At 72.6% G+C, this 14,661-nt stretch carries 10 protein-coding genes and 1 pseudogene; 2 read left to right on the forward strand and 9 right to left on the reverse strand.

Going from position 1 to position 14,661, the window contains the following annotated elements; all coding sequences use genetic code 11:
- Positions 1-10: 10 nt before the first annotated feature.
- The 9 genes and pseudogenes from AB0M79_RS05405 to AB0M79_RS05445 form a co-directional block, all read right to left on the reverse strand.
- Positions 11-562: a pyridoxamine 5'-phosphate oxidase family protein gene (locus tag AB0M79_RS05405; protein WP_364208016.1), complete on the reverse strand. Its 552-nt coding sequence runs from the start codon at positions 560-562 to the stop codon at positions 11-13.
- 163 nt (positions 563-725) lie between these two features.
- Positions 726-3,815 (reverse strand): hypothetical protein, encoded by a 3,090-nt coding sequence (locus tag AB0M79_RS05410; protein WP_364208018.1) that lies wholly within the window; start codon positions 3,813-3,815, stop codon positions 726-728.
- A 502-nt stretch (positions 3,816-4,317) separates the two neighbouring features.
- The gene (locus tag AB0M79_RS05415) at positions 4,318-5,373 is read right to left on the reverse strand and encodes a hypothetical protein (RefSeq protein WP_364208019.1); all 1,056 of its coding nucleotides are present in this window, start codon (positions 5,371-5,373) and stop codon (positions 4,318-4,320) included.
- Between the two features lie 323 nt (positions 5,374-5,696).
- Positions 5,697-7,940: an LLM class flavin-dependent oxidoreductase gene (locus AB0M79_RS05420; protein ID WP_364208021.1), complete on the reverse strand. Its 2,244-nt coding sequence runs from the start codon at positions 7,938-7,940 to the stop codon at positions 5,697-5,699.
- 106 nt (positions 7,941-8,046) lie between these two features.
- Positions 8,047-8,631 carry a MarR family winged helix-turn-helix transcriptional regulator gene (locus AB0M79_RS05425; RefSeq protein ID WP_364208024.1) on the reverse strand — a complete coding sequence of 195 codons (585 nt, stop codon included), beginning with the start codon at positions 8,629-8,631 and terminating at the stop codon, positions 8,047-8,049.
- Between the two features lie 135 nt (positions 8,632-8,766).
- A complete protein-coding gene (locus AB0M79_RS05430) occupies positions 8,767-8,991 on the reverse strand; it encodes a hypothetical protein (RefSeq protein WP_364208027.1) in 225 nt (74 codons plus the stop codon).
- A gap of 112 nt (positions 8,992-9,103) precedes the next feature.
- Positions 9,104-11,248 (reverse strand): EAL domain-containing protein, encoded by a 2,145-nt coding sequence (locus tag AB0M79_RS05435; RefSeq protein ID WP_364208030.1) that lies wholly within the window; start codon positions 11,246-11,248, stop codon positions 9,104-9,106.
- Between the two features lie 53 nt (positions 11,249-11,301).
- Positions 11,302-12,120: an SAM-dependent methyltransferase gene (locus tag AB0M79_RS05440; RefSeq protein ID WP_364208810.1), complete on the reverse strand. Its 819-nt coding sequence runs from the start codon at positions 12,118-12,120 to the stop codon at positions 11,302-11,304.
- 417 nt (positions 12,121-12,537) lie between these two features.
- Positions 12,538-12,840 (reverse strand): annotated as a pseudogene (locus AB0M79_RS05445) (SDR family NAD(P)-dependent oxidoreductase); the annotation flags it as partial.
- A gap of 47 nt (positions 12,841-12,887) precedes the next feature.
- On the opposite strand from AB0M79_RS05445, the gene AB0M79_RS05450 reads away from it, so the two are divergent.
- On the forward strand, positions 12,888-13,853 hold the full coding sequence (locus AB0M79_RS05450; protein WP_364208032.1) for a glutathione S-transferase C-terminal domain-containing protein: 966 nt from the start codon (positions 12,888-12,890) through the stop codon (positions 13,851-13,853).
- The gene (locus tag AB0M79_RS05455; protein WP_364208035.1) at positions 13,846-14,655 is read left to right on the forward strand and encodes a DUF998 domain-containing protein; all 810 of its coding nucleotides are present in this window, start codon (positions 13,846-13,848) and stop codon (positions 14,653-14,655) included. Before AB0M79_RS05450 ends, AB0M79_RS05455 begins: the two co-directional genes overlap by 8 nt.
- Positions 14,656-14,661: the final 6 nt, after the last annotated feature.

Raw genomic sequence — 14,661 nt, forward strand, 5'->3', positions numbered from 1 at the left:
CCGCGCGGGGTCAGGAGAAGGTGGGCAGCCCGTCGATGCTCGCCGCGTTGCGGGTGGCCCGGTATTCGACCAGATCGGCCCCGGTGCGCCGGGAGTGCGCCCGGACCAGCAGGTCGCGGTCGCCCTCGTACGCCATCAGCGGCACCGCGTAGCCGCAGGAGTCGCTGATCCGGTGTACGTCGACGGTGATCACCGCCCGCAGCCCGTGCAGGTCGGGTGGGTCCGGAAAGAGCGCGAGCAGGTCGGCGCAGGCCGGATCGTCGACCGCGACGAAGGTGCCCCGGCCGTAGAGCCGGACGATGTTCGGCGGGCCCTGGAAGGCACAGAACATGATCGTGATGCGGCCGTTGTCGCGCAGGTGGGCGATCGTCTCGGCGCCGCTGCCGTGGTAGTCGAGGTAGGCGACCCGATGCGCGTCGAGCACCACGAAGGTGCCGGTCATGCCCTTCGGTGACACGTTGACGTGGCCGTCGGCACCGCTGGGCGCGGTGGCCACGAAGAACATCACCTGCGCCTCGATGAAGTCCCGCAGCCGGCCGCCGATCTCCTCGTGCAACTTCACGGCATCCACTCCCCGGTCGCGGCGGTCGTGGCCCCGCCACGGCCGCCCCCTGACCCGATCCTGTCACGACCCCGGCCGGCCCGCCCTCCCCTGACCGGCCGCGACCGGGCACACGACGCGGATCGGGGACCCGGTGTCCCGGGTCCCCGATCGGGCGGCCACGTCAGTTCGTGGCGGCGTGCACGTGTTCGTTCGTCGCCCGCAACAGGTCGACGACGGTCGTCACCGCCGGCAACCCCTCCCGGTGCGTGCCGGCACCGACCCGGCCCGACCAGTACCGGTACTGCGCCGCCAGGGTGTCCGTCCCGGTCCGCGCGGCCTGGAAGACACAGGAGCCGAGCGGGTCGATCGGCCGGTCGGCCGCGGTCGAGAGCGCGCAGGCCGGACCGAACCGCTCCTGGTCGTACCGGGGGTCGTGCCCGGTCAGGTCGCCCTGGCACGGATCCCAGTCCAGATACTGCTGGCAGGGGGCGTAGTTGGCCACCGCCCGGTGGAACGCGTTGCGCAGGTACTGCGAACCCGGGTCGTGGCTGTTCTGGCTGGGCGGCAGGCCGAAGTCCGCCGGCAGCGGCCGGTCACCGAAGAGCTGGGCGTTCATGACGTCGTCCCGCTCCAGGGCCGAGGCCCAGCCGAGTTCGGTGAAGATCTGCAGCATCCGTACCGCGTCGCTGACCTTGTGTCCGGCGTCCCAGAGCTGCTGGGACGGCGACCAACTGCCGGCCGGCGGCCGTTCGGTGCCGGTGCCGAGGGCGGCGACCCGGTAGAAGTACTTCTGCTTGCCGGTGAGCATCGCCCGGACCTTGACCCGGGCCTCCTCGAGGACGGCCGGGTCGTCGACGACGGTCCCCACCGCCTCCATCTTCGACCGGTACGTCGACGCCCAGTTCTTGGTCACGTAGTGGTCCGGTTCGTTGCAGTAGCCGGTCGGGATCGGGTCCCGGACGGTCCACGTGCAGATGTCGCTCAGCCCGGTCCGCCAGGTGACGGCGCGGACGTCCCGCCACTGCCCGCCGACCCACTTCGCCTGCTGTCGGGCGACGAGCTTCAGCGTCCCGGACGTGATCTCGGACCGGGGTCCGGTGGTGGTCCGGAGGTTCTCGTAGCTGGCCTCGAGGCAGCTGCGCAGCTCGGGCCGGTGCCCGGGCGGCATGCCGTAGTTGCCGAGGTGGTAGACGTTCGGCAGGGCCGAGCGGTTCACGTTGGTCGGCGTGGACACGGCCCGGCCGTTGTTTTCGCAGTACGGCATCGTCGCCACGTCCGCCACCCGACCGCCGGCCGGGATGGCCTGGTCGGGGCTGCCCCACATGTCGTACTCGCGGTCGGTCTCGACCCAGCGGACCGCCCGGCCCACCTCGGCCAGCGCCACCGACCAGCCGGTCATGGCCGAGTCGTAGTCGGCGAGCAGGGTCTTGAACAGCGCGTTGGTGTCGCCACCGGCGGCCGGGGCGCTGAACTGCCGGACCCGCCGGTTGATCGCCTCGCCGGCCGAGATCGTGGTGCCGGTCTCGGTCGCCGGAAGCTGCCCGGCGTAGACCGGGTTCTGCAGGGCGATGACCAGGTTCGCCCGGGCGCCGAGCAGCCACGCGGCCGGGTTGGCCACCTCCGCCGCCGGCTGGTCGCCGGGCGCCGGGGTCAGCGCGATCCCGCGCTGGCCGGCCCACCGGGCCAGGTAGTCGATCGAACCGCTGGGCAGGTGCAGGTCGACGGTCGCGACCGGGTCGGCGAACGACGCGCCGACCGGCACCACGTACGGCGCCCGCCGGGCGTCGTCGACGGCGAACGTACGGGTCGGCGAGTCGGCCTCGTCGAAGTAGATCTCGTACGAGCCGATCGCCGGCACGCCGCGCGCCTGCCGGTGCACGTACCGGTCGATGGTGGTCTTCAGCGGCTTCTGCGCCACCTCCTCGAACGCGGCCTGGCTGGCCAGGGCGAGCGCGTCGACCCGCTGGTCGAGGACGAGCAGTTGGCCGGCGATGACGGTCAGCTGGGCCCGTACCTCGGCGGCGCTCCGGGACAGGGCGGTGAGCTGGGCGGACAGCGCGTCGTACATGGCGCCGAGCATCTTCTCGATCCGGTCGAACCGCTTGTCGAGCCCGGCGGCGAGCCGGGTCACCTGGTCCCGCAGCTGCGCGATCTGCTGGCTGACCGCCGAGTCGGTGCCGCCGCCGGTGAACAGCGGCAGCAGCAGCATCGCGGCACCGACCAGTCCGCCGACCAGGGTGATCGAGGCCAGCGCCAGGCTGGCCGCGGTCATCGTCGCGGCGGAGATCGTCGTCACGTACGTGCTGATCGCGCTGACCGCGCCGACGACGGCCTTGCCGATGATCTCGATCTGCTTGCCGAACGGCTTGTCGACCAGGCCGGCCAGGAAGGACAGCACGGAGACCGCCTGCCCCAGGCCCTCCAGGGCCTTCTTGTTCGCCTCGGCCGCGGCCTTCGCTGCCGCCTCGTCGGTGCTGGTCGGCTTGTTCGGGCCGTCGACGGGGAACCTGTCCGACGCGGCGACCACGCTCGTGACCGTCGCCTCGGCCCGCGCCTTCAGGGCCGCGAGGGCCGCGTCGAGCTGGGCCCGGACGACCGCGTCGTACGCTTCCTTGTCGCCACGCTCGGCGGTGATCGCCGCCAGGTCGAGGTGCCCGGCCAGCTCCGGCAGGGCCGCCAGTTCGGTGGCGCTGGCGCCCAGCGCGACGCCGAGCCGGTCGCCGTACGCGCCGTTCCAGACGGCGGCGAGGTCGGCGTCGGTGGCACCCTGCCGGTGGAAGGTGCGCCACACCTGCGTCTGCGCACCCCGGAACAGGATCTCCCAGACGTGTTCCTGGGTGCCGGTGCGGATCTGCTCGATCGGCGGCACGATGCCGCCCAACTCCTCGCCGGTGGTGGTGCGCAGCAGCGCGCCGACGGTCGGCCCGCCCAGGTACGCCCCGTCGGTCTCGGCCAGTTTCGCCATCGACGCCGCCAGCAGCAGCAGCTTCGCCGGCGACTCGTCGTCGGCGCGGACGGCCTGCGTCACCGCCGTGGTGGTGACGGTGAGGTGCTGCTGGATCTCCGGCCGGGCGGCGCTCGGGTTCCTGGCCCGCCAGTCCAGCAGCTCGGCGGCGACCACCGTGTCGACCAGTGCGGTGGTGCCGGTACCGCGTACGCCGACCGCGGCCGCGAACAGCGCGTCGTGGGTGCCCGGCTCGTCGTAGGCGACCGGGTCCGCGGCCCGGGCCGGGGCGGCGAGCCCCAGCACCAGAGCCGCACAGAGTGTCATCGCGTACCACCGGTGCCGGTGGCCGCGACGGCGACGAAAGTCCACCATCTTCTCCTTCGTGTGGTGCCGCCAATTGCGCCCGGCCACACTTGCGGGTCTCTTACGGCCGGCTTGTCGCCCTGCTCAGCACCCCGCCGCGGCGTAATTGCGTTGCCGATCGGGGCGGGCCGGCGCATGCTCGTTGGCATGACAAGGCACCACGGAGCGCGCCGGCACCGGCGCACACGCAGCGTGGTCCTGCGAAGGGTCCTCAGGCGTCGTTAGCGCACCGGGCCCGGCAGGGCCCGGTCCCTCCCCGGGAGTCGCCTGACGACTTCCCCGCCGGGTCTTCGGCCGACCCGGCACCGCGGCGGCGCGGGGCGTGCTCACCTCTCTCACCCGTACGGCGTTCGCCGTGCCAGCGCCCGCCCCGCGCCGCCGCCCTTTCGCCCCCGGCTCGCACGCCGGTGGGCCGGGTGCCGAGGATGCGATCCACGACTCCCGGCCCACCTTCACGTGCTGGCTAGGCCTGCGGCCTGCCCGGTTCGATGGTGTAGTCCACGCCACCGACGACGAAGCTCTCGCCGGGCTCACGCAGCGGCCCGACCTGGGTGATCTGGAGCCCGTACGACTTCTGCAACGGCTGGGCCGCCGAGAAGCTCAGTTTCAGCACGGGACGCTCACCCGGGTTGATCAGGATGCCCTTGATCGTGGCCCGTTGCGGGTCGGCGAACTCGATCTGGGTGCGGCCGACCACCCGGATGCCCTCACCCTGCTGGCCGCCCCGCTGCCAGCGCGCGAACAGCTCCGGACCGAGGTCGGCGACGAGCCGCAGCCCCGGGACGGGTTCGGCCAGTGGCCGGACCGCGATGTCGAAGGGGGCGGCGACGTTGAGCGCGTTCGCCACCGCGAACGGCCGGTCGATGATGATCCCGCCGCCGCCGACCGAGACGGTGTTGGCGTTCTTCCACACGATGTTGTTGTTGTACTGGGTGTTGATGGACGTGGCCGGCCCTTCGAAGAGCATCGGGTCGGTCTCCGACTCCCAGCGGAGCAGGATGCAGAAGTGGCCGAGGGAGGGCACGTTGGGCCACGTGATGAAGGTCGAGGTGACCCCGCCGGGGGCGACCGCGATGGTGCGGGAGCCGATCGGGGTCCAGTCGCCCGGCCAGTTCGCGCCGCCACCGGACGTGGTGTAGTAGGCCTTCAGCGTCCCGAAGCTCACACCCGCCCCGTACGGCCCGTTGGCCCGGAGGTTGGCGTGGATGTAGCTCGTCGACCCGACGACCGGGTTCGAGTGGACGCAGCCCGGCGACGTATTCGGGCAGACCTTGACGTCCGGGCTGTTGAAGAAGGACGAGAGGATCGCGCCGTGAGGCTCGAAGCCGACGTCCGAGGAGCTGTCCTTGAGGTAGGCGTCGGTGCGCGACGACACCGTCGAGCCGGAGCCCGGGCCGGCGTCGACGGTGGTGCCGGCCGTGGCGGCACCACCGGTGGAAACGGCCATCAGCGCCGCCAATGCCGCGCCGAACAACAGCCGCGCCACCGCTTTGCGGCCGCGCGGAACTGATGCGTTCATGGGTTTTCCTTCCCGTCGAGAACTGGGGTGTCGAGCAGCGGGGAGCACTCTCTAGAGCCGGCGGGAATACTGTAGTTCAGCGACGGACGGCAATGGAATAACTGCATAAAAGCAATTGGGGGACGTGCCCACTTTTGCCGGGGAGTGGCCATTTGTCGAATGCGGGAAAACGCGAATGGAAAAAGCGTCGGGCGATATGTATCAATCGGCGGGACCGAGCCTCTTGTACGCCTGCACCGCCCCGCACCCGCCGGCCCGGCCCGCACCGGACCGGACTGCACCGGACCGACCCGACCCGCCGGCCAGCGGACCGGCCGGCGGGGTCAGGACACGTTGAAGTTGTCGCGGAACAGGTTGCCGGGGTCGTGGCGCCGCTTCAGCTCGCGCAGTCGCCGCAGCGTCGCGGGCGGGAAGGCGTCGGTGATCCGTTCCGGGCGCAGGTCGGTGTCGAAGTTGGTGTAGAGCCCGGAGAAGTGCCGGGCCAGGTCGTCCCACAGCCGGTCGAGGCGCCGGCGGTCGGTCCCGAACGCGACCGCCTGGAAGTTGGCCGACCGGTGCGCGAAGGCGGTCGCGTCGGGGTCGACGTCGGCGACGGCGCCGCCCATCGCGCGGATCTGGAAGAAGTACACCGCCCCGCTGGCGACCAGGTAGGCCGCCGCGTTGGCGAACTCCGGGGTGAGGTGCTCGAGCAGGCCGGACCGGGCGACCGGTTCGCCCTGCCCCTGGTGCGAGCCCTCGACGTGGTGCATGAGCGCGGCGTACGGCACGATCTGCGCGGCCTGGTCGAGCACCGGCGCGATCCCGGCGATCGGCTGGAGCCGCTCGCCCACGGTGTCCGGGTCGGCGGCGTCGACGACGGTGAGGATCTGCGCGACCGGCGGTCGACCGCGCCGCGCCCCGCCCATGATCAGGTTGGCGGTGGTGTCGCGCGGTGCCGCCTCCAGCACCGCGCCGAAGCGTTCCAGCAGGCCGGCGGTGTCGCTCGCGTCCAGGGCGAACTGTCCGAAGCCGACGTCGCCGACCTTGTCGACGACGAACTCGAACGACGTCACGATGCCGAGGTTGGCGCCGGCGCCACGGACGCCCCAGAACAGGTCGGGGTTCTCGTCGGCGCTGGCCCGCACCGTCGTGCCGTCGGCGAGGACGAGGTCGACGGCGAGCAGGTGGTCGATGGTGAGCCCGTACCGGCGGACGAGCCAGCCGATCCCGCCCGAGGTGGCCAGCCCGCCGACCCCGACCCCGCCGTAGTCGCCGGAGGTGAGCGCCCAGCCGTACCGGGCGAGGGCGGTGGCGACGTCGCCCCAGCGGGCCCCGGGCCCGATACGTACCCGGCGGGTTTCCCGGTCGACGACCTCGATCGTGTCGAGGTGGGCCAGGTCGATCACGATGCCGCCGTCGTTGGTGGAGCGTCCGCCGATGCCGTGCCCGCCGCTGCGGACCGACAGCGGCACCGGTTGCTCGCGGGCGAAGGCGAGCGCGTCGACCACCTCGGCGGGGTTCCGGGGCTGGATGACGAGCCCGGGCGAACCGGCCCGCATCGCCGACGAGCGGACGCGGGCGTACCCGAAGTCGCCCGGCTCGACGGTCACCGCCGCGAGCGACGGGGGTACGCCGTCGTAGTCGATGCCGGTGCGGCGGCGGGCCAGCGCGGCGGCGCCGCGCCGCTCGGGCTCGGCCCGCGGGCCGCGTTCCCGGGCGACGGCCTCGCGCAGCGCGGGCGCGACCTCTTCGGCGAACCTGCGTGCGACGTCGGGGTCGTCGGCCATCAGGATGAACGTGCCGATGCCGTCGCGCAGCGCCAGCGGCAGCAGTTCCTCGACCCACTGGTCGGCCGGGCCGTCGAGGAAGCCGCGCCGGGACGCGGCGAAGGTGCCGCTGATGTTGAGCAGCCGGCGGATCTCGCGCGGGTCGCGGCCGGCCTCCCGCGCCGCCTCGTCGATCACCGCCTGGCCGGCGGCCAGGTCACCCGGTTTCAGGTACGGCAGCGACGGCAGCCAGCCGTCCGCCTTGCGCCCGACCAGGCGCAGCATGCGGGGCTTGTACGCGCCCAGCCAGATCGGGATGTCGTGGGCGGGCAGCGGGCCGCGTTTGGCGCCGTGTACCCGGTAGTGGTCGCCGTCGTGCTTCAGGATGCCGGGTTCGTCGGCGGCCCAGATCCCGCGGATGATGTCGATCGCCTCGTCGAGGGCGTCGACCGACTGCCCGGGGGTCAGCCGGCGGCCGCCCATCGCCTCGATCGCGTCCCAGAATCCGCCGGCGCCGAGGCCGAGGTCGAACCGGCCGCCGGAGAGCAGGTCGAGGCTGGCGGCGGCGCGGGCGGTGACGGCCGGTGGGCGCAGCGGCAGGTTGAGCACATTCGCCGAGATGTGCACGGATCGGGTCTTCGCGGCGACCCAGGTCATCAGGGTCCAGGTGTCGAGGAAGCCCGGCTGGTAGGGATGGTCCTGGAAGGTGACCAGGTCGTAGCCGAGTTCCTCGCTGAGCTGGGCACGCGCGACGGCGGCGTCCGGCGGGGTGACGGTCGGGGTGATGAACGTGCCGAACTGCAGCGGGTGCCCGTAGTCCATGACGCCCTCCGATCGAGTGGTGATGACGACTGTCTGGGATGCCAATCGTATGTCGGACCACTCATTTTGCGACCAGCACGTGCCGTCACGCTCGTCACAGGAAGCGTCAGGAGGCCGCGTCGGCCCGACGGTCGGCCGAGCCGCGCCGAACACGTCGCTTCGGGGTCGGCGCCGGGCCGGAACCGAGGTCCTGGACCAGCTCGCAGGCGTTGTCGAGCCGGTCGGCCTCGTTGGCGCGCACCGCGAGGCGCCGCAGCACGTCGCGAAACACCCGCGCCTCGTCCTCGGAGACCTCGCCGAGCAGGTGCGTGTCGATCGCCCGCAGGTGACGCTCGGCCAGTTTCCAGGCGAGGTGCCCCTTGTCGGTGGCGACGATCTGCCGGTTGCGCCGGTCGGCCGGATCGGGCCGGCGGGCCACCAGCTCGGCGGTTTCCAGATCGTCGACCAGGTAGGTCATCACCGTGCGGTCGATGCCGAGCCGCTTGGCGAGGGCGGACTGGCTGCCGGCGTCGCCGTGGACCGCCGCCGCGAGCACCTGGTATCCGCGCGGCCCGCCCGGGATGTCGCTGACCACCTCGTTGGACGCCTTGACGTACGCGCGGAACAGCACCCCGAGGTTGAACCCGAGGTCGTGGGCGAGCGACGCGCCCGCCGGGGCACCGAGGGCGGAGGCGGGCGGGGTGTTGTCCATACCGACGACCCTAACAAGCCCTGCTGTCCAGCCAGAAGATCACAATTCGCGACGTTCTTCAGCGAAGACCGTCTGTCCCGAAGATGGGTCACCGGCTGCCGGTGCCGGCCACGACGGGCCGGCACCGGACCCTGGCTACCGGGCGCCGTCGGCGAGGGTGACCAGGGCGGTGGCCGCGCGGAAGTACTTGTTGCGGCCGAGATCGCCGATCGTCTTGATGTTGAGCGCTTCCCTGAGCAGCTTCGCGTCGTCGTCGGTCACGCCGGCCAGTGCGGCCACCGGCGCGTCGACCAGCTCGGCGAGTTCCTTGTCCTCGTACGACTTGTCGAGCAACTTGGCAAGATCCGCTGTCACCGCCATGACGCCTCCCTCCGTACGGGCATCCGACCGGACACCTTGAGATGAGAGAAACTTTTACATATCGGACTTGTCCCATGTGCAGCATTCGCCGACATTGGCGCTGAGTTACGGCTCAGCGGCGGGAGGCGACGCCGGCCGCGCCACGCAGCAGGGCGGTGATGCCGCCCGCCTCCTGCGGCGGCCCGTAGAAACGGCCCTGACCGGTGTCGCAGCCCAGCGCCGACAGCCGGTCGGCCTGGTGCCGGGTCTCCACCGCCTCCGCCGTCACCGAAAGGTTGAGCGCGTGCGCCAACCGCACCAACGCGTCGACGATCCGCTCGTCGACCCGGCTCACCGGATCGTCGCCCCGGATGCCCTCCACGAACGCACCGGCCAGCTTGAGCGAGTGGATCGGCAGCCGGCGCAGATAGGCCAGGTTGGAGTAGCCGGTGCCGAAGTCGTCGATCGCCAGCCGTACGCCCAGCGCGGCGAGCCGGCGCAACGACCGCAACGGCTCCCCCGTCGTGGCCATCACCGCGCTCTCGGTCAGCTCCAGCTGCAACAGCTCCGCGGGCAGGCCGGTGCGCTTCAGCACCGCCGCGACCTTGCCGACCAGCGCCGCTTCGCTGGCCTGCCGCGCCGCCAGGTTGACGCTGACCCGCAGCCGGGCGTCGGGAAACTCGGCCAGCCAGCGACTCGCGTCGGCGCAGGCGGTCGCCAGCACCCGTTCACCGAGGTCGACGATCAGCCCGGTCTCCTCGGCCAGCGCGATGAACCGGTCCGGCCCCAGCCGGCCGAGCTGCGGGTGCTGCCAACGCACCAGCGCCTCGACGGCGATCAGCCGCCGGTCGCCGGTCGCGACGATCGGCTGGTATTCGAGGACCAGCTCGTCACGCTCCAGTGCGGCCGGCAGCGCGGTCGCGAGTGCCGACTTGGCCCGGTCGCGGGCGCTGCGTACCGGGTCGAAGACCGCCCAGCGGCCGCGACCGTCGGCCTTGGCCCAGTAGAGCGTGGTGTCGGCGGCCTTCATCAGGTCGGCCGGATCGGTGTCGGCGACCGGACGCTCGACGATGCCGATGCTGGCCGAGACGGCGAGCTGGTGTTCGCCGATGCGGACCGGCTCGGCGACGGCGGACAGCGCCGCCTCGGCGACCCCGACCACGTCCTGGCGGCCGGTGCTGCCCTCGACCAGGATGACGAACTCGTCGCCGCCCATCCGGGCCACCAGGTGCCCGCCGTCGGCCACGCAGTCGGCCAGCCGGTTGGCGACCACGCTGAGCAGCCGGTCGCCCAGGTCGTGCCCGAGGCTGTCGTTGATCGCCTTGAAGCCGTCGAGGTCGATGAAGCAGACCCCGATCCGGTCGCCGGGCGCGGCCCGGCCGAGCACCGCCGTCAGCCGGTCGAAGAACAGGGTGCGGTTGGGCAGCCCGGTCAGCGGGTCGTGCTGGGCCTGGAACCGCATCCGCTCCTGGAGTTCGTAGCGGTCGGTGATGTCCTCCATCATCGCGACCGTGAAGCGCGGCCGGCCGTCGTCGTGGCGGACCAGCGACACGGCCAGGTTGGTCCAGAAGGCGGTGCCGTCGCTGCGGTGGTAGAGCTTCTCCATCCGGGCCGCGTCGTGGCGGCCCTGGATCAGGTCGGTGTAGTGCTGCCACATCCCGTCGGGGTCGTCGGTGTGGAAGAGCTGCGCGACGTTGACCTGCCGCATCTGTGCCGGGGTGTAGCCGAACATGTCGGCGAGCGCCTGGTTGACCTCGACGATGCGGCCGTCGGTGTCGGCGATGCCGATACCGATCGCGGCCCCGGTGAAGATCGCGCGGAAGCGTGCCTCGCTGTCGCGCAGGGCCTGCTCCGCCTCGTTGCGGGCGGCCCACACCGAGCGGCTGAGCCGCTCCTGCTGGACGAAGGTCCGGTCGCGCAGCGCGGCGGAGAAGCCGGCGGCGAGCGCGCCCTGCAGCGCGGTGGCCCGTTGCCGGACCGCCGGGGAGTCGGCCAGGTCGGGCAGTACGTGGGTGACGAACCGTTCGCCGAGCGCGCGCACGGTCCAGCCGAGCACCGCCGGCTCGGTCAGGTGCGCCTCCACCAGGGCCGTCCCGACGTCGTGCCCCGGCCGGTCGGTGAACTGCGGTGCGAGCGTCGCCCGGGCGAGCCGGACCGTGTGCGCCAGGAGCATCTGCTCGATCTCGACCGAGCTGACCGGCACGAAGCCGAGCCGCCCGACGGCGGCGGCCCAGTCCCGGGCGAACAGCTCCGCCCCGGCGTGGCTGAAGCCGTCCACATCGGACCGACCCGGTGTCGCGCCGGCTGGATCGTCCGCGGGCCCTGTCACGGCTACCCGTCGGCGCGGTCGTTGCGGCCGAGCGCGCCGAACGCGCCGAACCGCTCCGGATGATCGTCCACGTCGGACGGTACGTCGGGCCGCCACAGCGGCATGTGGACGACGCCGGGCGGGAGAATGGTGAAGTCGCCGAAGAACGCGGTGACCTCGGCCTTGGACCGCAGGGTGATCTCGGTGGAGGTGCGGGCGGAGAGCCGCTGCGCGTCGAGCATCTCCTGCGGCTGGTCCTCGAACGTCGAGTGCGAGATCAGCAGGTAGCTGCCGGGCACCGTCGCCCCGCGCAGGGTGGCCAGGATCGCGCCCGGGTCGTCGGCGTCCGGGACGAAGTGGACGACGCCGGCGAGCAGGATCGCGACCGGGCGCCCCAGGTCGATCAGCCCGGTGGCGGTCGCCTCGGCCAGGATCCGCTCCGGTTCACGCAGGTCGGCGTGCAGCACGGCACAGCGGTCGTTGCCGTCGAGGATGGAACGGCTGTGCGCGACGGCGACCGGGTCGATGTCGACGTACACGACCCGGGCCTCCGGGTTGGCGGCCTGGGCGACCTCGTGGACGTTGCCGACGGTCGGGATGCCGGAGCCGATGTCGAGGAACTGGTCGATCCCCTCGGCGACCAGGACGCGTACGGCCCGGCGCAGCAGGGCCCGACCGGCCCGCATCGTGTCGGCGAGATTCGGCGTCATGCCGGCGATCTGCGCGGCGAGCTGGCGGTCGATCTCGAAGTTGTGCGCTCCGCCGAGAAAGTAGTCGTAGACCCGGGCCGCGCTGGGCCGGTTCATGTCGATCTCGGTCGGCGGTCCACTCGACTGGTCCATCTGTCGCCTTCGGGTAGTCCGGGGAATCTGAGGGGGTCCCTGGCCGGCCCGAGCATAACCGCCCCGCGCCGAGGTGCGGTGACCGTGGTCATGCCGTCCCGGCCGTCGCCGGCAGCCCGACCGCGCGCAGGCTCGCCGTCCAGAGCCGGCGGGCCCGGTCCGGGTCGGTCGAGCGGGGCGAGGCGGCGAACGGGGCCCGGAACGCGAAGTAACCGCCGGGTACCAGCGCGTCGTCGGCGGTGGCCAGCCAGACCAGTGTGTCGGCGCCCCGCTCCGGCGTACGGAACAGCAGCGGGACCGGGCGGGCCAGGGTGACAGCGGGCTGCCCCGCCCGAACCGGGTCCGTACCAGGCCGGGGAGCAGGAAGCCGCCGAGGTGGTTGACCTGCATCGTGACGTCGTGGCCGTCGACGGTGGCACGGGTCCGGGCTGCGAGCTGGCCGGCGTTGTTGACCAGTACGTCGACCCGGGGAAGGTCGGCCCGCAACCGGTCGGCGACCTCGCGTATCTCGGCGAGCCGGGCGAAGTCGCCCCGGTAGGTGCGGGGCGGGCGGCCGGCGACTGCGGCGACCCGGTCCGCGGCGTGGGCCAGCCTCGCCGGTTGCCGCCCGAGCAGCACCACGTCGTCGCCGGCACGGGCGAGCGCGACGGCCGCCGCGAGCCCGATCCCCGAACTGCCACCGGTGACGACCACCGTCCTGCGCTGCCCCATACCCGTCATTCGATCATCGGCGGCGCGCGCCCGCCGGGCACGGATAGGTTGGCGGTATGGCGCAGGCGCAGTTCACCCGGGAGACCGGCAGCGGCGGCGAGTTCGTCCGCCAGCCCAACCGATTCACCGACCGGATCACGGCCGACTCCCAGTCACCGCCCGGTGGCGGGCCGGACTCGCGGGGGCGGTGGCCGGTCGAACCCGGCCGCTACCGGCTGGTCTGGTGCCGGGCCTGCCCGTGGGCGCACCGCGCCCGGATCGTGCTGGGCCTGCTCGGACTCGACGAGGTGATCTCGGTCGGCACCGTCGACCCGATCCGCGACGAGGCCGGCTGGCGGTTCACCCTCGACGAGGGCGGACGCGACCCGGTGCTGGGCGTGGAATTCCTGGCCGAGGTCTACCGGGCGACCGATCCCGACTACGCCGGCCGGGTGACCGTGCCGGCGCTGGTCGACACGGTCACCGGACGGGTGGTGACCAACGACTATCCACAGATCACGCTGGACTTCGGCACGCAGTGGCGGGCATACCAGCGGCCGGGCGCCCCGGACCTCTATCCCGAGGCGTTGCGGCCGGAACTGGACGCGCTGATGGCGGAGATCTTCCGCGACGTCAACAACGGCGTGTACCGGTGCGGGTTCGCGGTGACGCAGCAGGCGTACGACGAGGCGTTCACCAACCTGTTCGCCCGGCTCGACCTGCTGTCGCAACGGCTCACCGGGCAGCGCTACCTGATGGGCGACACGATCACCGAGGCGGACGTACGGCTGTTCACGACGCTGGTGCGCTTCGACGCGGCGTACCACGGGCACTTCAAGTGCAACCAGCGCAAGCTGACCGAGATGCCGGTGCTGTGGGCGTATGCCCGCGATCTCTTCCAGACGCCGGGGTTCGGCGACACCGTCGACTTCGACCACATCAAGCGCCACTACTACGGCACGCACCCGGCGATCAACCCGACCGGGATCGTGCCGCTGGGTCCCGACCTGTCCGGTTGGACCACGCCGCACGGGCGTGGCTGAACCGCTCCGGGCGGCGGCGGGGTTCGGGGCGGCGGCCTGCGCCGTCGCCGGCACGGTCGCGGTCACCGTCGCGGTGGTCGCCGGGCCCGGTCCGGGCCTGACCGGGTACGTCAGCGAGGCCGGGGTCGAATCCAGCGGGTACGCGTCGACGTACCGGCTGGGGATCTTCGTGCTCGCCGCCGGCCTGCTGCTGTTCGCGCTGGCCCTGCCGTGGGCGCCCGCCGGCGGCCCGGCGGTGCGGGGCGGCGCGGGAAGCCGGGGCGGGCCGGCGATGCGGGACGGCCCGGCGGTGCCGGGCGGGCCTGCGGTGCGGGGCGGGCCGGCCGTGCGGGGCGGGCCGGCCGTGCGGGTCGGTGGCGTCGTGTTGCCCGACCTGGTCCGCACCGCCGGGGCGCTGCTGGTCGCCAGCGCCGCCTGCACCGTGCTGTCCGGCGCGGTGACGTGCAGTGCCGGCTGCCCGCTGCCGCCGTTCGAGCCGGCGACGACCGCCGACCTGGTGCACGGTGCGGCCAGCATCGCCGCGGTCGCGTCGTGCGTCTTCGCGATGGTCGCGCTGGCCTGGTCGCCGGCCACCCCGCGGGCGTTGCGCCGGTTGTCGGCGGTCGCGGCGGCCGTGGCGCTGCCGCTGTCGGCCACGGTCGGGATCGCCATGCTCGTGCTGGGCCGCAGTTCCGTGGTCGCCCTGGTGGAGCGGGTGCTGCTGGTCGAGGCGGCCGCCTGGGTGCTCGCCGGCGGCGTGCTGGTCGGGGTCGGGCGGCTCCGGTCCCGCCCCGCCAAGATGCGAAATTACGTAGGTACGTAATACTGG

Source organism: Polymorphospora sp. NPDC051019 (assembly GCF_040683055.1).
Classification (GTDB): domain Bacteria; phylum Actinomycetota; class Actinomycetes; order Mycobacteriales; family Micromonosporaceae; genus Polymorphospora; species Polymorphospora lycopeni.

Coding starts and splice junctions, on each gene's coding strand:
- AB0M79_RS05410 (WP_364208018.1), bottom strand. CDS start 3,815: ATGACACTCTGTGCGGCTCTGGTGCTGGGGCTCGCCGCCCCGGCCCGG.
- AB0M79_RS05415 (WP_364208019.1), bottom strand. CDS start 5,373: ATGAACGCATCAGTTCCGCGCGGCCGCAAAGCGGTGGCGCGGCTGTTG.
- AB0M79_RS05420 (WP_364208021.1), bottom strand. CDS start 7,940: ATGGACTACGGGCACCCGCTGCAGTTCGGCACGTTCATCACCCCGACC.
- AB0M79_RS05425 (WP_364208024.1), bottom strand. CDS start 8,631: ATGGACAACACCCCGCCCGCCTCCGCCCTCGGTGCCCCGGCGGGCGCG.
- AB0M79_RS05430 (WP_364208027.1), bottom strand. CDS start 8,991: ATGGCGGTGACAGCGGATCTTGCCAAGTTGCTCGACAAGTCGTACGAG.
- AB0M79_RS05440 (WP_364208810.1), bottom strand. CDS start 12,120: ATGGACCAGTCGAGTGGACCGCCGACCGAGATCGACATGAACCGGCCC.
- AB0M79_RS05450 (WP_364208032.1), top strand. CDS start 12,888: ATGGCGCAGGCGCAGTTCACCCGGGAGACCGGCAGCGGCGGCGAGTTC.